The sequence below is a fragment of the Delftia sp. CH05 genome (assembly GCF_009827015.1).
Classification (GTDB): Bacteria; Pseudomonadota; Gammaproteobacteria; order Burkholderiales; family Burkholderiaceae_C; genus Comamonas; species Comamonas tsuruhatensis.
Map to the genome: position 1 here is coordinate 1 of NZ_WUMG01000037.1, position 18939 is coordinate 18939.

The 18939-nt window shown below is 64.2% G+C and carries 18 protein-coding genes; 9 read left to right on the plus strand and 9 right to left on the minus strand.

Translation table 11 applies throughout. From position 1 onward, the window contains the following. The 4 genes from GRX31_RS22485 to GRX31_RS22500 all read left to right on the plus strand — a co-directional run. A partial coding sequence (locus GRX31_RS22485) for a c-type cytochrome (protein ID WP_237426750.1) occupies window positions 1–1446 on the plus strand: 1446 nt, incomplete at its 5' end. A 242-nt stretch (window positions 1447–1688) separates the two neighbouring features. Then, window positions 1689–2594, plus strand: coding sequence for an SDR family oxidoreductase (locus GRX31_RS22490; protein WP_016448092.1), 906 nt, complete (start codon window positions 1689–1691; stop codon window positions 2592–2594). Next, window positions 2591–4096: an acyl-CoA synthetase gene (locus GRX31_RS22495; protein WP_160854903.1), complete on the plus strand. Its 1506-nt coding sequence runs from the start codon at window positions 2591–2593 to the stop codon at window positions 4094–4096. The genes GRX31_RS22490 and GRX31_RS22495 overlap by 4 nt, the downstream gene beginning before the upstream one ends. 33 nt (window positions 4097–4129) lie before the next feature. After that, the gene (locus GRX31_RS22500; RefSeq protein ID WP_012205004.1) at window positions 4130–5107 is read left to right on the plus strand and encodes a Bug family tripartite tricarboxylate transporter substrate binding protein; all 978 of its coding nucleotides are present in this window, start codon (window positions 4130–4132) and stop codon (window positions 5105–5107) included. A gap of 35 nt (window positions 5108–5142) precedes the next feature. Here GRX31_RS22500 and GRX31_RS22505 read toward each other — a convergent pair whose 3' ends face one another. The 3 genes from GRX31_RS22505 to GRX31_RS22515 all read right to left on the minus strand — a co-directional run bounded on the left by GRX31_RS22505 (window position 5143) and on the right by GRX31_RS22515 (window position 8276). Next, window positions 5143–6057: a LysR family transcriptional regulator gene (locus GRX31_RS22505; protein ID WP_016454661.1), complete on the minus strand. Its 915-nt coding sequence runs from the start codon at window positions 6055–6057 to the stop codon at window positions 5143–5145. Between the two features lie 175 nt (window positions 6058–6232). Then, window positions 6233–7237, minus strand: a complete 1005-nt coding sequence (locus GRX31_RS22510; RefSeq protein WP_160854905.1) for a tripartite tricarboxylate transporter substrate binding protein BugE — start codon at window positions 7235–7237, stop codon at window positions 6233–6235. Window positions 7238–7283: 46 nt separating this feature from the next. Next, a complete protein-coding gene (locus GRX31_RS22515; RefSeq protein ID WP_160854907.1) occupies window positions 7284–8276 on the minus strand; it encodes an alpha/beta fold hydrolase in 993 nt (330 codons plus the stop codon). 132 nt (window positions 8277–8408) lie between these two features. On the opposite strand from GRX31_RS22515, the gene GRX31_RS22520 reads away from it, so the two are divergent. Continuing rightward, window positions 8409–9344, plus strand: a complete 936-nt coding sequence (locus GRX31_RS22520; RefSeq protein ID WP_013802857.1) for a LysR family transcriptional regulator — start codon at window positions 8409–8411, stop codon at window positions 9342–9344. A 40-nt stretch (window positions 9345–9384) separates the two neighbouring features. On the opposite strand, the gene GRX31_RS22525 is transcribed toward GRX31_RS22520, so the two are convergent. Together GRX31_RS22525 and GRX31_RS22530 are read right to left on the minus strand one after the other, a co-directional pair. Then, on the minus strand, window positions 9385–9990 hold the full coding sequence (locus GRX31_RS22525; RefSeq protein ID WP_160854909.1) for a LysE/ArgO family amino acid transporter: 606 nt from the start codon (window positions 9988–9990) through the stop codon (window positions 9385–9387). Next, window positions 9990–10829: a 2OG-Fe(II) oxygenase family protein gene (locus GRX31_RS22530; RefSeq protein ID WP_160854911.1), complete on the minus strand. Its 840-nt coding sequence runs from the start codon at window positions 10827–10829 to the stop codon at window positions 9990–9992. The genes GRX31_RS22525 and GRX31_RS22530 overlap by 1 nt, the downstream gene beginning before the upstream one ends. 528 nt (window positions 10830–11357) lie before the next feature. On the opposite strand from GRX31_RS22530, the gene GRX31_RS22535 reads away from it, so the two are divergent. From GRX31_RS22535 to GRX31_RS22545, 3 genes are all read left to right on the plus strand, one after another. Further along, complete coding sequence (locus GRX31_RS22535) at window positions 11358–11804, plus strand: hypothetical protein (RefSeq protein WP_442874093.1); 447 nt, start codon at window positions 11358–11360, stop codon at window positions 11802–11804. Between the two features lie 94 nt (window positions 11805–11898). Next, window positions 11899–13179, plus strand: coding sequence for a hypothetical protein (locus GRX31_RS22540; RefSeq protein WP_160854913.1), 1281 nt, complete (start codon window positions 11899–11901; stop codon window positions 13177–13179). 189 nt (window positions 13180–13368) lie between these two features. Further along, entirely contained in the window at window positions 13369–13740 is a 372-nt protein-coding gene (locus GRX31_RS22545) for a hypothetical protein (RefSeq protein ID WP_046240848.1), read from the plus strand. Between the two features lie 46 nt (window positions 13741–13786). On the opposite strand, the gene GRX31_RS22550 is transcribed toward GRX31_RS22545, so the two are convergent. Genes GRX31_RS22550 through fepB form a run of 3 tightly spaced genes read right to left on the minus strand, consistent with a single transcriptional unit; the run spans window position 13787 to window position 16905 of the window. After that, window positions 13787–14827 carry a FecCD family ABC transporter permease gene (locus GRX31_RS22550; protein WP_160854915.1) on the minus strand — a complete coding sequence of 347 codons (1041 nt, stop codon included), beginning with the start codon at window positions 14825–14827 and terminating at the stop codon, window positions 13787–13789. Next, a complete protein-coding gene (locus GRX31_RS22555; protein WP_160854917.1) occupies window positions 14824–15900 on the minus strand; it encodes a FecCD family ABC transporter permease in 1077 nt (358 codons plus the stop codon). Before GRX31_RS22555 ends, GRX31_RS22550 begins: the two co-directional genes overlap by 4 nt. Before the next feature lie 3 nt (window positions 15901–15903). Then, the gene (fepB, locus tag GRX31_RS22560) at window positions 15904–16905 is read right to left on the minus strand and encodes a Fe2+-enterobactin ABC transporter substrate-binding protein (protein WP_160854919.1); all 1002 of its coding nucleotides are present in this window, start codon (window positions 16903–16905) and stop codon (window positions 15904–15906) included. A 119-nt stretch (window positions 16906–17024) separates the two neighbouring features. On the opposite strand from fepB, the gene GRX31_RS22565 reads away from it, so the two are divergent. Further along, window positions 17025–17840, plus strand: coding sequence for an ABC transporter ATP-binding protein (locus GRX31_RS22565; RefSeq protein WP_160854920.1), 816 nt, complete (start codon window positions 17025–17027; stop codon window positions 17838–17840). A 30-nt stretch (window positions 17841–17870) separates the two neighbouring features. Here the strand turns inward: GRX31_RS22565 and GRX31_RS22570 are convergent, their stop codons facing one another. Next, on the minus strand, window positions 17871–18662 hold the full coding sequence (locus GRX31_RS22570; RefSeq protein ID WP_096916011.1) for an IclR family transcriptional regulator: 792 nt from the start codon (window positions 18660–18662) through the stop codon (window positions 17871–17873). Window positions 18663–18939: the final 277 nt, after the last annotated feature.

Here is an 18939-nt window from a genome sequence, read left to right on the forward strand (position 1 = left end):
GACCCCAGCGCAGCCGCCCCCACCGGTGCCACCGCCGCCACTGCCGCGCCACCTGCCGACTACAGCGGTGCCCGCCCCCCGCCACCGCGCAGGCCCAGGCGCCGCTGGCGCGGGCTGCTGCTCGTCCTCCTGCTGCTGGCCGTGCTGTTTGCCATTGCCGCCGTCTGGGGCAACCGGCCCCATGTGCCGCAGCGCGAGCCGCAGGCCGTGCACCGCAGCCCCCAGCAGCTGGCCCAGGGCCTGTACCTGGCGCGCACCGCCGACTGCATGGCCTGCCATGACGGGGTGGGGGGCGTGGGTGGCGCCCGGGAAGGCCAGCCCTTTGCGGGCGGCAAGCCCCTGCCCACGCCCTTCGGCACCCTCTACGGCACCAACATCACGCCCGACCCCGACCACGGCATAGGCCGCTGGACGGCCGAGGAATTCCACGCCGCCGTCACCCGCGGCACGGCGCCGGGCGGGCGCCAGCTCTACCCGGCCATGCCCTATGCCTCCTACCACCTGATGAGCCGCGAAGACTCGGACCTGATCTACGGCTACCTGATGAACATCCGGCCCGTGGCCCAGCCCAACACCAAGCCCGCCCTGCCCTTCCCCTTCAACCTGCGCGTGCTCATGTTCGGCTGGAAGACGCTGTTCCTGTCCAGCGCGCCGCTGCCAGTGGGCTCGCAGGGCCAGAGCCCGGCCTGGCTGCGCGGGCAGTACCTGGGCAATGTCATGGGCCACTGCGCCGAATGCCACACGCCGCGCGGCATGTTCGGCCAGATGCAGAAGGACCGCTGGCTGCAGGGCGGCACGCTGTCGCTGTTCACGGCCCCCGGCATCACCGCCGAAGCCCTGGCCGCACGCGGCTGGACGCGCGAGGGCATGGCCCAGTTCCTGCAGACGGGCTTCTCGGCCCACGGCAGCGCCTTCGATGAAATGCACGAGGTCATCGCCAACAGCACCCGGTACCTCACGGCCGAGGACATGACGGCGCTGTCCACCTTCCTGCTGGGCGACAACCCGCCCGCGCCCCAGCCCCTGCCGGCCGCTGCGCCCCCGGATTCCGGCACCGGCAACAGCGCGGGCAATGGCGCGGGAACGCTGGACGCGGGCCGGGGACACTACATGGCGCTGTGCGCCAGCTGCCACGGCAGCGAGGGCCTGGGCCGCAGCCTCACCATGCCCCCGCTCAAGGGCAACAGCACCGTGCGCCAGGCCGGCGCCCGCAACCTGGTGCTGGCCATCCTCGTCGGCCTGCCCAAGCACCCGGCCACCCAGCAGGGCCCCACGCCCCTGCCCGGCATGCCCGGCTTCATGCAGGAGCTGACCGATGGCGAAGTCGCTGCCCTGGCCAACTACACCCGCACGGCCCTGGGCGGCCAGCCTGCCGACGTGACCGACGCCCAGGTGGCCGACCTGCGCAGCGCAGCGGGCAAGGCGGGGCACAGGGCTGCGCCCTGAAACCCCGGGCTGTTCTGCAAAGACCCTGTCCCCGTATGCCCGCGCCTGCGTCTTGACGGTTGCGGGGGTTGAGGGGGTTGGGGGGTTGCAATCCTGCCGAAGGACAGGACTGCTTCGTCAACTGGCTGTGATCACAGCCCGAAACCCCGCCCATTGTTTCCACCACGGAACCAACCGCGTTCCACCACCCTCCTTTGCCAGCCGCCCCTGTCTCCCTAGAGTGAAAGCAAAAGGAGACAAGCATGTTCGAAGCCAATCTATTCCAGGGCCAGCGCGTCCTGATCACCGGGGGCGGCACGGGGCTGGGCCTGGCCATGGCGGCCAAGCTGGCGGAGCTGGGTGCCGAGCTGCACCTGTGCGGCCGGCGGCATTCCGTGGTGCAGCAGGCCTGCGAGATGCTGAACAACGACACGGGCGCGCAGGCCTTTGCGCATGAACTCGACATTCGCCAGCCCGAGGCCGTGCACACCGTCATCGACCGCATCTGGGCCGAACACGGCCCGCTGACGAGCCTGGTCAACAACGCGGCCGGCAACTTCGTCAGCCGCACCGAGGACCTGAGCATCAACGGCTTCCATGCCATATCGGACATCGTCTTTCGGGGCACCTTCTACGTCACCCAGGCCGTGGGCCGCCGCTGGATCGCCGAAGGGCTGCCGGGCTCGGTGCTGTCCATCGTCGTCACCTGGGTGGATACGGGTTCGCCCTTCGTCGTGCCCTCGGCCATGTCCAAGGCCGGGCTGGACGCCATGACCAAATCGCTGGCCGTGGAATGGGGTCCCAAGCGCATACGGTTCAACGCGATTGCGCCGGGCGTGATTCCCACCCAGGGCGCCAGCCAGCGCCTGCGCCCCAGGATCGACGGCAACGAGGACTCGGCCGACCGCCGCCGCCTGGACAACCCCACGCGCCGCCTGGGCACGGGCGAGGACATCGGCAACATGGCCGCCTTCATCCTGGCCCCGGGCAACACCTGGCTCAACGGCCAGACCATCACGCTGGACGGCGGCGACGCCCTGGCTAACGGCGCCTACTTCACCGAATACCAGGCCTGGGACGATGCCGACTGGGCGCGCGCCCGGCAGATGGCCAAGGCCGCCAACCAGCCCAACGTCAACGATGGGGAGCAGGAGGCCACGCCCACATGAGCACCGCCGCCACGCCCCATTCCACCCTGGTCTTCGAACAGCGCACGCTGACCGGCGCCGCCCAGCAGCAGCGCGGCCGCCAGCTGGCCCAGGGCCTGCGCAGCCTGGGCCTGGCCGAAGGCGACGTGCTGGCCGTCTTCCTGCGCAACGGCATCGAATACGCCGACGTGGTCCATGCCTGCCGCATTGCGGGCATCTACTACTGCCCCGTCAACTGGCATTTCACGGCCACGGAGATCGACTACATCCTGGCCGACAGCGGCGCCCGCGCCCTCATCACCAGCCAGGACCTGCTCGACGGCCTCAAGGGCGAACTCTATGCGGACCTGCCCCGGCGCGTCGCCCACGCACGCGAGCCGGAGCAGGACTACGAAACCTGGCTGGCCGCCCAGGCTCCTTACGACGGCCCGCTGGTCGCGCCGCGCGGCCACATGGCCTATACATCGGGCACCACGGGCCGCCCCAAGGGCGTGCTGCGCAAGGCGTTTCCCGTGGAAGAACTGCCCCGGCGCCTGGCCGTGAACCAGGCGCTGATCGCCACCGCCTACGGCCTGCAGCCCGGCGCGCGCACCCTGCTGACCGCGCCCATCTACCACAGCGCGCCCAGCCTGTACTTCCAGAACGCGCTCATGCTCAGCGAGCTGGTGGTGCTGGAGCAGCGCTTCGACCCCGAGCGCTTCCTGCAGCTGGTGCAGGAGCACCGCATCGACACCGCCTACATGGTGCCCATCATGTACGTGCGCCTGCTCCAGCTGCCGCGCGAGGTGCGCGAGCGCTACGACATCTCCTCGCTGCGCTTCATCGCCTCCACCGGCTCGCCCTGCGCGCCCGAGGTCAAGAAGGCCATGATCGAGTGGATGGGGCCCATCATCAACGAGACCTATGCCTCCAGCGAGTCGGGCCTGGTCACCTTCATCGGCTCGGCCGATGCCCTCACCCACCCGGGCAGCGCGGGCCTGCCGCTGCAGGACGCCGAGGTCCGCATCCTCGACAGGCAGGGCCAGGCCCTGCCCACAGGCGAGGTCGGCCTGATCTACGTGCGCCAGCCCGCCTATGCCGACTTCACCTACAAGGGCAACGATGAGGCCCGCCGCAAGATGGACCAGGGCGGCCTCATCACCCTGGGCGACATGGGCTACCTGGACGAGGAAGGCTTTCTCTACGTCTGCGACCGCGACTCGGACATGGTGATCTCCGGCGGCGTGAACATCTACCCGGCCGAGATAGAGAACGAGCTGCTCAAGCACCCCGGCATAGCAGACTGCGCCGTCATCGGCGTGCCCGATGCCGAGTACGGCGAACGGCTGCTGGCCCTGGTCGAGCCCGGCCAGTCAGGCACACTGCCCGAGGCCGAACTGAAAGAATGGCTGCGCGGCCGGCTGGCTGCCTACAAGCTGCCGCGCAGCTTCGTCTTCCAGCGCCTGCCCCGCGACGACAACGGAAAGATCGCCAAAAGAAAGCTGCGCGACGCCCACTGGGGCGCGACGCAGCGCAAGATCTGAACCCGCCAACACCGAAAGAGAAGGAGACAACGCATGAACAAGGCCATTGCATTGCTGCTTGCCGCTGCGGCCACCGCAGCCGCAGCCCCCGGGTTCGCCCAGTCCGACTACCCCAGCAAGCCCATCAAGCTCATCGCCCCGTATGCGCCGGGCGGCTCGGTCGACGTGCTGGCCCGCACCCTGGCCACGCACCTGTCCACGGAGCTCAAGCAGTCCGTGGTCGTGGAGAACCGGCCGGGCGCCAATACCATGATTGCCGCCTCGGCCGTGGCGCGCTCGCCGGCCGACGGCTACACCCTGCTGCTGGCCAGCAATGCCAGCATGGTCCTCAACCCCTTGCTCTACAAGAAGCTGAGCTACAACCCCGACCGGGAGCTGAAGCTCACCAACATCCTGGCCGAGGCCCCGCTGGTGCTGGTCACCAACAGCCAGACCGGCATCAAAAACGTGGCCGACCTCAAGGCCTACTCCAAGGCGCACGCGGGCAAGCTCAACTACAGCTCGGTCGGCCTGGGCAACCCGCTGCAGCTGACCACCGAGCTGATCAAGTCCCGCCTGGACGTGGCCGCCACCCACATTCCCTTCAACGGCAGCGCGCCGGCCCTCACCGCCCTCATGGCCAACGACACCCAGCTCATGGTGGACGTGGCCGGCACCTCCCTGCCCCACATCAAGGCCGGCAAGCTGGTGGCCATTGCCACCACCGGGCCCGAGCGCTCGCAGTTCCTGCCGCAGACGCCCACCATTGCCGAATCGGGCGTGCCGGGCTTCAGGGCCTCCACCTGGTTCGGCATTGCCGTGCCCGCAGGCACGCCCGCGGACGCGCGCAACACCCTGCAGGCCGCCGTCAACAAGGTCATGCTCAACCCCGAGTTCGCCAGTGCCCTGGGCAACCAGACCCTGGCCGCCAGAAAGCCCCAGACCCAGGCCCAGCTCGACGACTTCCTGGCCGCTGACGGCCAGATGTGGCGCAAGGTGATCGCGGACAACGCGATTGCGCTGGAGAACTGAAGACCGAAAAGGTGATGAACTAAGGGCCTAAGGGCCTAAGGGCCGGACACCTCGGCCTGCTCCACGAAGCGCAGCAGGCTGGCCCTGAGGAACTCGGTCATCACCTTGACGGCATGCGAGGGCCGGCGGTCCTCGGCCGTGATGATGTACAGCCTGTCGCCCAGGCCGGACACCGTCCAGTCCGGGCACACGCGCTGCACCGCGCCCGATCGCAGCTCGTCCATCACCATGTAGTTGGGCAAGGTGGCCACGCCGCTTCCCCGGAGCATGGACTGCTTGAGGAAGGGGAAATGCTCGCTGGTGATGCAGGGCTCGCACTTGAGCGCAATCTCCTGCTGCCCCTTTTTCACCGAGACGGCATAGGTCTTGCCATCGCCGGGCGGCGTCAGCAGCACGCCGTGGGGAATCTCGGAGGGGTCGTGGAACGGCCGCGCCTTGGCATAGGCGCTGCTGGCGTACAGGCCAAAGCCCACCGGCCCCAGATCGCGCGCCACCAGGTGCTCCTGCACGTCGCGCGCCACGCGCACGGCCACATCCACCTGGGCGCTCATGGGATCGCTCACCCGGTTGGAGAACAGCACGCGGATGCGCACCTGCGGGTGCCGCTTCTGGAACGCCAGCAGCATGTCGGCCAGGTACAGCTCGCCCAGGCCCGTGGGAATGCTCAGCCGCACCGAGCCCGTCACCACATGCTGCAGCGCGTCGATGGCGCCCTGCGCGGCCTCCACCTCCTGGATGATGCTGCGCCCGTGCTCGTACAGCACCTCGCCCGCCGCCGTCAGCAAAAAGCTGCGCGTCGTGCGGTGCAGCAGGGTCACGCCCAGCGCCGTCTCCAGCGCCTTGAGCTCCTTGCTCACCTTGGAGCGCGTGATATCGCGCTTGCGCGCCGCAGCGCTGAGGCTGCGCGCGTCCACGATCTCTACGAAATTGCGGATGAGGTTGATGTCCATGGCTTGAGAGCGGCAGGTCAGGCGGGCCGCCTTGTTCGCGGCCTTGTTTGCGGCCTTGTGCGCGGCCGCAGGCAACGCGCCCGGACCGCCACCCCCGGACTATGGCACCGTCACGACGCCTGGCCCCGCCACCCGTGGGCGCCGGGACACAGGGCTTTCCCCGGTGCCCGCCGCATCAATCCAGGCTGATCTGCGACGAAGCGGCCACCTGCTTCCAGGTCGTCACATCCTTGAGGATCACCGCGCCGAACTGCTCCGGCGTATTGGCCACCACCGTGCCGCCCAGCTCTGCCAGGCGCTGGCGCAGTTGCGGATCGGCCAGGGCCTGCACGCTGGCCTTGTGCAGCTTGTCGCGGATGTCCTTGGGCAGGTCCTTGGGCGCCAGCAGGCCGTTCCAGGCCTGCACGGCGTAGCCGGGCACGCCGGACTCTGCAAAGGTCGGCACATCGGGCAGCTCGCTGCTGCGCTGGGCCGTGGCCACGGCCAGCGGGCGGATCTTGCCGGACTTGATGTGCGGCAGCGAGGCCGGCAGCGGCTCCCACAGCATGGACACCTGGCCGCCGATCAGATCGGTGAACGCCGGGCCCGCGCCACGGTAGGGCACATGCATGATCTGCACGCCCGCCTTGGCCTTGAACAGCTCCATGGCCAGATGGCCCAGACCGCCCGCGCCCGAGGACGCATACGACAGATGGCCCGGCTGCGCCTTGGCCAGCGCGATCAGCTCCTTCAGATTCGCCGCCTTGACCGAGGGATGCACGCTGAGCACGCCCGGCACCGTGATCACCTGGGTGATGGGCGTGAAATCCTTCACCGCGTCATAGGGCAGCTTGGTGTAGACGGCCGGATTCGTGCCGTGCGTGCTGGACGTGGCGCCCAGCAGCGTATAGCCGTCCGGCTTGGCATCGGCCACGAAGCGGGTGCCCAGCGAGCCACCGGCACCGGCCTTGTTCTCCACGATCACCGAGGCGCCCAGCACCTTGCCCAGCTGCTGCGCGAACAGGCGGTTCACCACATCGGCCGTGCCGCCCGGCGGGAAGGGAACGATCAGGCGGATGGGCTCGGCCGTGGGCCAGCCGGCATCGGCTGCCAGGGCCGACTGCGCAGGCGCCAGGGCGCCCAGGGCCAGGGCCGCCGTGGTTGCAGACAGGCTGCGGATCATGAAATTGCGGCGTTGCATGAGATTTTTCTCCTCGTTGAAATTCTTCGGGACCAGCACTCTCCAGTCACCGGCCCAGGCGCTCCAGCCAGACCAGCACCCGGCCCAGCACCTCGTCGCCATTGGTGTCCAGCATGCAGAAATGCGAATTGCCGGTGATGCCTGCGGCCGGCAGGTCCAGCACCTCGGCGCGGCCGCCCAGGCGGCGCAGCAGCTGCCAATACACATCGGTCTGCGCGCGGTACTTCTGCCACTGCGGGCTGTGCGCGAAATGGTCGCCCCACACCGCCAGGTGCGGGATGGCCGAGGCAGGCGCGAAGGCATCCGCCCCCTGCTGACCCTGCTGACCCTGCTGACCCTGCTGCCCCTGTTGCTCCTGCTGCACCACCGGCATGCCCGTAGGCTCCACGCCCACCACGGCGCGCACCAGGTGCGGCTTGCGGCTGGCCGCATGCGCGGCAAAGCCACCGCCCTGGCTGTGGCCCATCACCACGCAGGGGCCGAACTGCTCCAGCAGCGCGTCATAGGCCGCCATGGCCATGGCCTCGTGCCCCAGCCAGCGCGGCACCATCTGCCGCACCAGGGCACAGAAATGCTCATGCGGAAAACGCTGTCCCGCGAAAGGCTCGCCCAGGCCAAGGTCCACGCCTGAAGGCGTCGCATGGCCTATGCGAAACAGCTGCCACGCCTCCTCGGCACTGCGGAACACGGGCGCCTCGGCATAGATCTCGGGGAACATCGCCCAGCCCGCGCGGCCGCGCTCCACGGCATCGCAGACCACCACGTCATGGCCGGCCTCCAGCAGGCGCCACAGCCAGCCCTGGCGCCCATCGGGCGTGGACTCCCACTGCGCCCCGGTCATGCCGCCGCCGTGCCACAGCAGCACCGGCAGGGGGCTGCGCGGACGCGCCAGCCGGTACTCCATGGCGTACATCTGGCCCACGGCATAGCTGCCATTCATGTCCAGCGGCCGCTCGCCGCCGTTGCGCACCACTTCCCTGTGCTGGATCGGCAGATCCCTCACCGTGCGCTGCGCACCGCCAATGAAATGGCTTTGCATCTTCCTGAGGCAAACTTCAGGCATAACAGGGCTTCTCTCGCATGCCGTCATGCTAGGCATGCCCCGCCTTGGTGCTGTGCCGATTGCGGCGGGGCTGTGCCGGATCAGCACAGCCCTGCACCCACCCTACCCATGCACGAACTCAACCTCAAACTGCTGCAGGACCTGCAGGCCCTGGCCGACACCGGCAGCCTCTACAAGGCCGCCGAGCGCCGCCACATCACCCACCCCGCCTTTGGCCGCCGCATCCGCGCGCTGGAGGAATGGGCTGGCACGCCCCTGGTCGAGCGCGGCCACCAATCCACCACGCTCACGGCCGCCGGCAAGACGCTGCTGGCCTCGGCCCATGAAGTGCTGGGCATCCTGGAGCAGACCCACGGCCTGCTGCAGCGCCCCCACCGCACGCGCGACGAAACCATCACCATCGCGGCCGGCCGCACGCTGTCGCACACCGTCTTGCCGGGCATCATCACCGCCCTCAACCAGGCCATGCCCCAGCTGTGCTGGAAAGTGGTCACCACCAGCCTGGACTACGGCGTGGAAATGCTGCTGCAAGGCAAGGTGGACCTGCTCATGTGCCACGCCCAGCCCGCCATCGAAGGCAGCCTGCAGGGCCACCACCTGGCCTGGCTGCCCGTGGGCCAGGACACGCTGATCCCCGTCAGCATCCCCCTGGTCCCCCAACTGCCCAAATACGCCCTGCCCGCCCACGGCGGCGGCCCGCTGGTGCCCTACCTGGACTACGCGCAAAGCATGTCCCTGGGCAAGATCCTGCGCAGCCACCTGCACGAGCTGTGCGACACCACGCGCCTGCGCACCGTCTACGAGGCCGACCTCGCCGACTCCCTGCACGCCATGGTCCACCAGGGCCTGGGCCTGGCCTGGCTGCCGCTCACCCTGGTCAAGACCGACCTGACCGAGGGCCGCCTGGCCCGCGCGGCCGGGCCCGACAAGGACGTGCCCATCAACGTGCGGCTCTACCGGCGACCCGCAGCCCAGAGCAAGCCGCTCACGCGCAGGGTGTGGGCGGGGTTGGAGAATCTTTATGGGAGGAGTCAGAAGTCGTGAATGGCATCGCCCGCCGTCAGCAGCAAGCAAACATGCGGCATCAAGGCTCTTTCAATATTGAGTAAATCTCAATAACCAGAACACACAAGATAATCGGCAATATTATCTTTGCAAACATTGGTAGATATTTATAAACACTTTCTCTCATCGACTCTGACAGAAGCCAGCCAAAGACAAACATCAATGCCACAAACCAGATAACTGATGCCACGATGGCCCCCGAAATGAAGCTCACCGGATGTGTCGATACGGCGGCCATCCCTCCTAGAAAGACTACCGTGTCAATCCACGAATAGGGATTTGCTAGAGACAACTCCCCCATGCGTAGAAAATCACCCCTGAGACGATCACTACCCACCGCATCCACGGAAAGGCCTTTGCGATCAATCGAGAGAAACAAATACACAATATAAAATACTGCCAACACCCTGATGCTCATACCCACAGCAGAGATTCCGCTGGTCATCCCAAACAGCAACGCCCCCGCCGCAATCAGAAATGCATCAGAGGCAACCGCGACAAATGCCATCGAGAGAAGACCTCTTCGCAAGACGCACATCTTGATGAAGAAGATATCTTTTGGGCTGGGAATACTGATGATTCCCAGACCGAAAGCTATACCGAGAAAGAAAGTATCCTCATCCATCAATTTATCTCTGCATTACCAAATGATATATGATTTTCCTGAATATGCCGTGAGAAATTCATCAATCTTCTTTTGTAGAAACTTGAATAATTTTTATTCAAATCCGGATTAAGAAAATAGACCACTGAAGTTCTATTCATTTCCAATTGATTGTCCACAGAATGATATATCGATTTGATCGCATGGTCTGACAAAATCGATAGTGCCGAGCCGGCCATCACAATAAATTCTCCATCTGCAAAATTTACTTGCTCCATTACTTTCCCATTATGCAAGGAAAGCCCCTTTGAGTTAGCTGTTATGAATGTAAGAAAATGGCCATCCTCATGTGGCTCTTGAGCATAATCCCTACCATTGACTGCATTGTCTTTATAGTAAAGACATGCCTGCAAATATGAATAACATCGCCCAGATGGTTTATCATCCATGTCGAATTTAGAGAATATCTCATCTAGAATACAATCTGCAAGCCTGCTCATTCTATTCTCCAACTGCTCGGCCAATTTGTAGACTATTGCATCAGTCACGCCATTTTTCTTGTTTACTTCACTCCTTGAATACCAATAACAAAATCTCTCACAAATATCAGCATAGCTATTGATGTTGGAAAATTCGCTACCAATCCCCATAAATCCATCGCTGTGTTTCTGATCGGAATGAGACAATTTATACTCGAAATCAGAACTACGCACAGATTCAGCAAATTCAAGGACAAGGTTATACAAATCATCATCGACCGAAAACTTACAATAACCATCTTTGATGATTCTTTGAACCACACTTTCCAAAGTACCAATTTTCCCAACGGCTAGATTTGGCCTAATTCCAATCTCATTCATCACAACACTCCCAGTTGATTCCAGAAATTACGCGTTCATTTAAATCGAACGTGCGGCAAATATTATTACAATTCTTCAGAAGCCCGCCCTCTATTGCAGATACTAGTTGCCGCGCATTTCTTTTTCCATAGTTTCGTCTTAGGAAAATTCTGGTTTTTAGCAATCAACCCAACTCCCCCTGAAAACCAAGGCATCGAGAGTCTGATCGGTCAAGAAATTCGCAACTTATCGCTCTCTCGCACAGTCTGTATCCCATAAACACAAGGGGCATTTGAACTTGCCAGCGCCGCCTCCATCGTCGTTAGACGGGAAGTGCGAAAGCCTCATTTCCTTGCCGGCAAGCGGCAAATCCAGGTGCAATGCTGGGTGCCCAAGCAAAACACTTCACTCGAAAATTCATCCGTGAACCGGAATTTCTGCCTTGCTGGTCAAGCACGCCAGCCTGAACCATGGTTGTCATTGGCATCGTGGCGGCTGCAGCCTCTGCCCAGGGCTTTCCCCTTGGCCCCGCTGCAGCCTTGAACTAGCATGGCCAGCACCGTCCCGGCCGGGGCGGATCTTCCTTGGGCATCGATGAGCTTTCCCGTTCAGATTCCGATCCGAGTCCCCTGCCCTCCGGGCGCCTGCATCTGCGAGCACGATGCCCTGCTAGCCGACTCCATGGCCGACCAGCGCATCCTGCGCCTCACCAGGGAAGAGGAAAAACGCCTGCTGCAGCGGCTGGAGCAGATCACCAGTCTGCAAGACCTGCGCCATGTGGAGCAGCGCATGCATGAGCAGCTTGGCATCCGCGTGCGCATCGAGCACGGCGCCAGCGAAGTGCGTACGGTGCGCGGCATCCAGATCGAGGTCTTGCCCATGCGCGGGTTGTGCAGCAAGACACGGCAGGCGATTCCTGCGGCGATTCGGCGGGGGATGGAGAGGACGCCGGAGGTGGCGTTTGAGTTGTTGGATGAGGGGGGGTTGTTTGGGTGAGTAGTCAGACCGATTATTGACGACCCCGATATTAGACCTATTCAATAATTACATTTGACATTCAAAAATTAAATCACAACTGATTAGGATAAATATGAAGAAAATTTCCAACAACCCCTCATCAAAAGAGATGATAGAACTTTTAAACGCTTTTGAAAACCTTGAAGCGCTATACAAACACGTTCCGTTTGCCCGAAATTTTCTCCCCAACGCTGGGCAAATCTTCACCGACCTTCAAGAGATAAAAAAGCAATCTGAACTACTTTTTATCCCAGATCGTTTTAATGAGAACTTCTCACAAATGGGATGGATTGCCTATGAGTCAATGAACATAGACGTAATGATTGAGGCGCTTGAAAGAAAAACAACTGTTGGCATCGAAGACGCGGAACAGTTACTTGCGGATCACTACGATCAAAAAACACTAGACTATGGAATCATCCGCTTTCATAGTCATCCAGAATTCCGGAAGAGGCTACGATTGATTGAATTGGCCAGAACAGACTATCTCGCAGGCAGATTTCATGCATGCGTACCTCTTCTACTATCAATAGTAGATGGCCTTGTTAATGACATATCTAAGAGTGTTGGCTTCTTCGCGGATAGTGTTGACATGACAGCATGGGACAGTATTGCTGCTCATGAGACAGGGCTTTCAGCAATTGCCAAGATTATGCGCTCAGGAAGAAACAAAACAAACGAGGAACCAATCAGCATTCCATTTCGGAACGGAATATTACACGGGCGTGATCTCGCCTTTGATAACAAATTGGTTGCAGCAAAATGCTGGTCAACCATTTTTGCAGTTCGAGATTGGGCTAATTCAGTAGCCAACAGCAGAAATCAGCCTCAAGCGATGGATGATTTCTGCTGGTCTCAACTATTCATAAAAGCTACCGAAAACAAAAAAATCCGGAACGCCCTTGAAGCTTGGAAGCCTCGCCAATCGGAAGAAGTAGTTCATTTACCATCTCATGGTCCAGCAACATCTATTCGCGAACAAACTCCAGAGCGCATAGTTGCCGAATTCATCGAAAATTGGGAAAAAGGAAGATATGGACTAATGGCTGAACTATTAGTTGATTTTTCAGATATACCGAAAGGAAAAAGATCCGGCAGGACCAAACGAGATTTTGGTTCGCACAAACCAATTTCATACACGATAATCGGCGTTACAGATGAGTCTGCTGCAATTTCTCAAATCGAAGTTGAAATCGTCTTTGAGAAGCAAAACATTCACACCCCCATTTTCTTCAATATCCGCACCGTCTATCAAAGCAGTAGCAATGATTTATTAATAAGAGGAGAAAAAAATGGCTCATGGAAAATCGTGCAAAACAGCTTTGGAAATGTGATATACGGCAGCTCGATGTAATTTTCAACCGCTGTTTAGATATTTAGCACACAGCTACGAAACCCGTAGTATCTCTAGCACTTCAGACAAGCGAACATCCTCCACTTTTGAAGAGGATGCCATGCCACACGCCAGTCATCAGAGGGGACACAAGCCGACAGACTCCTTGCCAGTTGCAGACTGGGTAACGCCCCACAGGAGCAGCAACCCATGAAGCACATCCCCCCATCCCCTCCCCCCGAAAACACCCACGCCCAGAAGCTCGCAACAGCACTGCATGAAATGGACCGCTTCGTGCAGCAAGGCTGTGCCGAGGTTTCCGCCCTGGCCCAGCTGGCGCTGGCCTGGCTGGAGATTCCCGAGGGCCATCAGCGGCTGGACGTGGTGGCGCAGGCGCTGGTGACCATTCGCAACAGCGCTGAATCGCTGGCGGAATACGCCGGCAGCGAAGCCCGGGTGATGAACTGCGAATACGAGGACCAGGCGGAGGTGCGCCGCAGCGAGGCGGCCAAGGTGGCTGCCGAAGAGGCCGGGCATGTGTACACCGTGGTGGGGCCTGGGGCAGCGCGGGGCGTCAGGTAGTCCCGGAGGCCATGGGGCTGCGCCCCGTTGCACCCTGCACTGCCGTCTATCCCTTGCGCGTGCGAAACAGCAGCCACAGCAGATACACCCCGCCCAGCAGCCCGGTCACCAATCCGATGGGCAGATGCAGGCGCACGGGTGCCCACTGGCTGAGCATGTCGGCCGCCAGCAGCAGAACGGCGCCCATGGCTGCCGCCGTGAACAGGGGCACGTCGGGCGACAGGCCCAGGCGCCTGGCCACCTGGGGCGCGGCCAGCGCGATGAAGGCGATGGGCCCCGCCGCTGCCGTGGCGATAGCGGTCAGGGCCACGGCAGCCATCACCATGGTGAGCCGCGTGCGCGGCACGTTGACGCCGAGCTGGGTGGCGGCATCGTCGCCCAGCTCCAGCAGGTTGATGCGGCGGGCGCACCACAGCACGACGGGCACGATGGCGATGAAGCCCAGCGCAGCGGGCACGACATGCGCCCAGGTCCGCGCGCTGAGCGAGCCGGCCAGCCAGCGCTGCGCGGCGACGGCCCGGTCCAGGTCCCCCATGACCAGCAAGATGGTGTTCAGGCCCGAGAGCGTGGCCCCCACGCCTATGCCCACCAGCACCAGCCGGTAGCCGCCGGCCGCACGCCGGCCTCCGGACAGCGCAAGCACGACCGCCGCCGTGGCCATGCCCGACAGCACGGCGGCCAGCGATGTCCACAGCGGCCCGGCGTCACCCAGCACGATGAGCGCAATCGCCCCGCTGGCCGCGCCGGTGGTGAAGCCGATCACGTCCGGCGAGCCCAACGCGTTGCGGGAGATGGACTGGAAGATGGCGCCCGCCATGCCAAGCGACGCGCCAACGAAGACGGCCGTGAGGACACGCGGCAGCCGCACCCGCTGCACGATGCGCTCTGCTGCGGGGTTGGAGCCCGTGCCCAGCAGGCTGTCGAGCACTTCGGCGGGGCTGAGGGACAGGGTTCCCGTGCCCAGCAGCAGCACCCCCAGCACCAGGGCCAGCACGACCAGCGCCATGCCCACGGCCAGCGGCTTGGGCCGCCAGAGAAACGAACAGGCTCCCCAGCGCACGACCGATGTGTTCACGGAGGTCTTCATAGCCTGCTCAACCGGTATCTGCACGCCACCCATACAAAGAACGGCCCGCCGATCAGGCAGGCGACGATGCCCGCAGCCACTTCGGCAGGTGCCGCGACGACGCGGCCCAGCACATCGGCACCCAGCAGCAGCACCGCCGCGTAGAGCGCGGACAGCGGCAGTATCCAGCGGTAGTCCGGCCCGCACGAGAGGCGTGCAAGATGCGGCGCCACCAGGCCGACGAAGGCAATGGGCCCCACGGCCGCCGTGGCCGCCCCGGCCAGCAGCATGACCGCAAGGCAGGCCAGTTGCGCGGTGGCGCGCACATTGACACCCAGCGCCAGGCCCACGTCATGCCCCAGCGCCATGGCGTTGAGCTGGCCGACGATGGCCCAGGCCGCCGCCAGCCCCGCCGCCACGGCGGCCGCCAGCACGGCGGCGCTGGCATAGCCGCTGCCCTCCAGGGAGCCGGCCGCCCAGTGGCGGAAGCCGTCAAAGACTTCCGGGGGCGCGTTGAGCAGGATGATGCCGGCGCTGGAGGTGAGCATGACCGACAGGCCGGCCCCGGCCAGGACCAGGCGCACCGGGTGCGCGCCCGCGCCCCGGGACTGCCCGAACGCGAAGACGGCGGCGCCCGCCAGCCCCGCGCCGGCAAAGGCGCACCAGACGTACTGGAGCACGGACGTCAGGCCGAAGGCCGTCATGCCGATGAGCACGGCCAGCGCCGCACCCGCGTTGACGCCCAGCAGGCCCGGCTCCGCCAGGGGATTGCGGGTGACGGCCTGCATGAGCGCGCCGGCCACGCCCAGCGCCATGCCGGCCAGGATGGCCACCACGGTGCGGGGCATGCGCAGCAGGCTGACGATCAGGTGCTGGTCATCACGCAGGTCCGGAGCCCGCAGCGCGCCGAGGATGTCGGCCAGCGCAATGTCGCGCGAGCCGACGGTGATGCCGAGCACGGCGATGATGGCCAGCGCCAGCAGCCCGCCTGCAAGGCCCAGCCAACGCCTGCAGTGTCGGGAGGACCGCGAGGAGGACCGCAAACAGGAGCGCTGGGCAGGCCGCGCCACCGCGCCTTGGAGCCGTGCACGCATGGCTCAGCGGAAATGGCTTGCCACGGCGTCGACCATCTGCTGCCCCGAGTAGTAGTCGATGCGAAACGAGGTTGGGCCCAGCGGATAGACGCGCCGGCCGGCAACGGCGGGCAGGTTGGCCAGCAGTGGGTCGTCCAGGAAGGCCTGCACATCGCCCTGCGAGGCGCCGAGCAGGAAGACGGAGTCGCCGGTGATGGCGGCCGAGAGATTCTCGCGGGAGATGAATTCGAAGTCCGAGGCGCGTGTGACCTGGGCGGCCAGCGCGGGCGGCAGGCCCTCCACCTTGAAGCCCAGTGCGGCCAGCAGCCGCGCATGGGGGCTGGCGGCGCGTCCTATGGAGTAGCTGCCGGCCAGGTTGTAGGCGACGATGCTGACGGGCCGGACCGGGGGCGTGATGGAGGCGGCGGTCTGCGCCACATGGGCATCGAAGCGGGCAATGGCTGCGGCGGCCTGCTTGGCATGGCCCGTGATGCGGCCCAGCTCGGTGGCGATGTCCTGCCAGGACTGGCTGGAGTAGTCGACCACGACCATGGGCACGCCCTGCGCCTGCAGTTCGGTGCGGTGCTGGGCCACGCTGTCGGCCCCGGTGGCGGAGGCCACCAGCAGGTCGGGGCTGGCGCCGATGGCGGCCTCGATGTCGAATTGCAGGTTGCGGTAGAGCACCTGCACGCCGCGCTTGTCGGCAACCGCGGCCCATTGCGAGAAAAAGCCCTTGTCGTCGGTCATGCGGCTGGGCGTGGTCGCGGCGGTCGCAACGACCGGCGCATCGATGGCCAGCAGGATGCCGGTCACGCTGGGCGAGGTGGAGACGATGCGCCGGGGCAGCGGTGCATGGTCTGCATGTGCTGCAGCCGGCGTACCCGATGCATGCGACGCATGCGATGTATCCGACGTATGCGGTGCGGCGCCCGCCACGGGAACGGCTGCGCGGGGAAACCATGCGAAACAGGCCAGCACGGCCAGTGCGGCGGCCGCGCCCAGGGCGGCAAGTTGGAGTCTGTTCATCTCGATCCGAAGCGACGGGGCCGGGCGCCAGGGCGGCGTCTTCAGCGTATTCCGTATTGTAGAATTCATTCCACATTGCAAACACTGAAGGACCTATCGATTGTGGGAAATGACCGGCCATGACGCAGCGCCTGAGTGCTGATGCGGTGACGCTGCGCTACGGCGAGCGCACGATTTCTCAGGGCCTGTCCCTTGCCATTCCCGATGGTTCCTTCACCGTCATCGTGGGGCCGAACGCCTGCGGCAAGTCCACCCTGCTGCGCGCGCTGTCGCGGCTGCTGGTGCCGGTGGCCGGGCAGGTCATCCTGGATGGCAGGCACATCTCGCAATTTCCAGCCAAGGAGGTGGCGCGGCGCCTGGGCCTGCTGCCGCAAAGCGCGGTGGCGCCCGAGGGCATCACGGTGGCGGACCTAGTGGCGCGGGGGCGCTACCCCCATCAATCCTTCCTGAGGCAGTGGACGGACGCGGATGAGCAGGCCGTGGCCGAGGCCATGCAGGCCACCGATGTGGCAGCGCTGTCCGACCGCCTGCTGGACGAGCTGTCAGGCGGCCAGCGCCAGCGGGTGTGGATTGCGATGGTGCTGGCGCAGCAGACGCCGATCCTGCTGCTGGACGAGCCCACGACGTTCCTGGACATCGCCCACCAGATCGAGCTGATGGAGCTGCTGGCGGATCTCAACGACGCCGGCCGCACGGTGGTTGCGGTGCTGCACGACCTCAACCAGGCCTGCCGCTATGCCTCGCACCTGATCGCCATGCGCGACGGGCGCATTGCCGCGCAGGGCGCGCCCGGGGCGATCTTCACGGAGCAGTTGGTGCAGGAGGTGTTCGGCCTGCCGGCCGTGATCATTGCGGACCCCGTGTCGGGGACGCCCCTGGTGGTGCCCAGGGGGCGCAGGGCCGCGAATGCCATGGAGCGCGCCGCAGTGAACTGAGGCGCCCGGGCATTTCTCCCCGCGCGGCTTTCAAGGCGAATCTGCGCTGAAGGCCCGCCCGCCCGTGGACTGGTTGATCAGGCTGGCCTCGCGGAACAGTGCGACCCGGTCTTCCGGTGACTTGAGCTGGCCCAGGTCCGAGACGGTGGTGACCGCGCAGACGATTTCATGCTGCGCATCGAACACCGGCGCCGCCTGGCCCGTGACGTTGGACAGCAGGTGGCTGGTCATCTCGGACCAGCAGCGCTCGCGCACTTCGTCGAGCACGGCCTTGGCCGGCGGCTTGCCACGGAAATGGGCGGGCTGCTGGCGCCGTGCGGCGTCGATGGTGGCCTTGGGCAGGAAGGCCTGGAACACCAGGCCGCAGGCGGTGTTGTCTATGGGCAGGATGTCGCCCAGCGCCAGCGGGTTGATCGAGAAGTAGGCGCTGCGGTACCAGCGCACCAGGGTCGGCCCGCGGTCGGTCCAGATGGCCACGCCGCCGCTGAGCGCATGGCTGTGCGTCAGCGCCTTCATGCGCTGCGCCGCAATCTCCACCGCATCCACACGCTTGAGCGCGCCAATGCCGATGCTCAGCGCCGCGCTGCCCAGGTCATACAGGCCGCTGGCCGGGTCCTGCTTGGCCAGGCCTTCCTTGACGAGGCTTTGCAGGTAGCGGTGGGCCGTGGAGCCCCCCGTTCCCGTTCGCCGGGCCACCTCGCCCAGCGCCAGCTCGCTTTCGGCATTGGCCAGGACCATGAGAAACCGGGTGGCGATGGAGACGGACTGGATGGTGCCGGAGCGCTTCTCGCCGGCTGTCGTCTGAGGTGTTGTTGTTTTCAAGGGCTGGGCTTTCTTGCCTGTACCAGGCGCATCGCAGGTGGCGGCGCGGGCGCCGTCGGTGTCGATGATACCGGCTCTGCCGAAGGCTCTGCACGGGTGCGCGCACACCATTTCGCCGTTGTTTCTTCCTTCCGCATGTGGGAATGCATTCCCTACTGTGGAATTTCAATGCATGATGGCGACTTTTGAAAAATACGAATCATTCTCATCAAAGGAAGATGCTGTGAAGCTGTGTTTCCATCGCAGGCTCCCGTCCCGGGCGGGCGCCCTCGCACTC

What these genes read in the sequence shown, in the direction of transcription:
- GRX31_RS22550 (WP_160854915.1), bottom strand. Translation starts at nt 14,827, where the DNA reads ATGAAGACCTCCGTGAACACATCGGTCGTGCGCTGGGGAGCCTGTTCG.
- GRX31_RS22555 (WP_160854917.1), bottom strand. Translation starts at nt 15,900, where the DNA reads ATGCGTGCACGGCTCCAAGGCGCGGTGGCGCGGCCTGCCCAGCGCTCC.
- GRX31_RS22540 (WP_160854913.1), top strand. Translation starts at nt 11,899, where the DNA reads ATGAAGAAAATTTCCAACAACCCCTCATCAAAAGAGATGATAGAACTT.
- GRX31_RS22545 (WP_046240848.1), top strand. Translation starts at nt 13,369, where the DNA reads ATGAAGCACATCCCCCCATCCCCTCCCCCCGAAAACACCCACGCCCAG.
- GRX31_RS22505 (WP_016454661.1), bottom strand. Translation starts at nt 6,057, where the DNA reads ATGGACATCAACCTCATCCGCAATTTCGTAGAGATCGTGGACGCGCGC.
- GRX31_RS22530 (WP_160854911.1), bottom strand. Translation starts at nt 10,829, where the DNA reads ATGAATGAGATTGGAATTAGGCCAAATCTAGCCGTTGGGAAAATTGGT.
- GRX31_RS22535 (WP_442874093.1), top strand. Translation starts at nt 11,358, where the DNA reads ATGGCCAGCACCGTCCCGGCCGGGGCGGATCTTCCTTGGGCATCGATG.
- GRX31_RS22565 (WP_160854920.1), top strand. Translation starts at nt 17,025, where the DNA reads ATGACGCAGCGCCTGAGTGCTGATGCGGTGACGCTGCGCTACGGCGAG.
- GRX31_RS22510 (WP_160854905.1), bottom strand. Translation starts at nt 7,237, where the DNA reads ATGCAACGCCGCAATTTCATGATCCGCAGCCTGTCTGCAACCACGGCG.
- GRX31_RS22495 (WP_160854903.1), top strand. Translation starts at nt 2,591, where the DNA reads ATGAGCACCGCCGCCACGCCCCATTCCACCCTGGTCTTCGAACAGCGC.
- GRX31_RS22500 (WP_012205004.1), top strand. Translation starts at nt 4,130, where the DNA reads ATGAACAAGGCCATTGCATTGCTGCTTGCCGCTGCGGCCACCGCAGCC.
- GRX31_RS22490 (WP_016448092.1), top strand. Translation starts at nt 1,689, where the DNA reads ATGTTCGAAGCCAATCTATTCCAGGGCCAGCGCGTCCTGATCACCGGG.
- fepB (WP_160854919.1), bottom strand. Translation starts at nt 16,905, where the DNA reads ATGAACAGACTCCAACTTGCCGCCCTGGGCGCGGCCGCCGCACTGGCC.
- GRX31_RS22515 (WP_160854907.1), bottom strand. Translation starts at nt 8,276, where the DNA reads ATGCAAAGCCATTTCATTGGCGGTGCGCAGCGCACGGTGAGGGATCTG.
- GRX31_RS22525 (WP_160854909.1), bottom strand. Translation starts at nt 9,990, where the DNA reads ATGGATGAGGATACTTTCTTTCTCGGTATAGCTTTCGGTCTGGGAATC.
- GRX31_RS22520 (WP_013802857.1), top strand. Translation starts at nt 8,409, where the DNA reads ATGCACGAACTCAACCTCAAACTGCTGCAGGACCTGCAGGCCCTGGCC.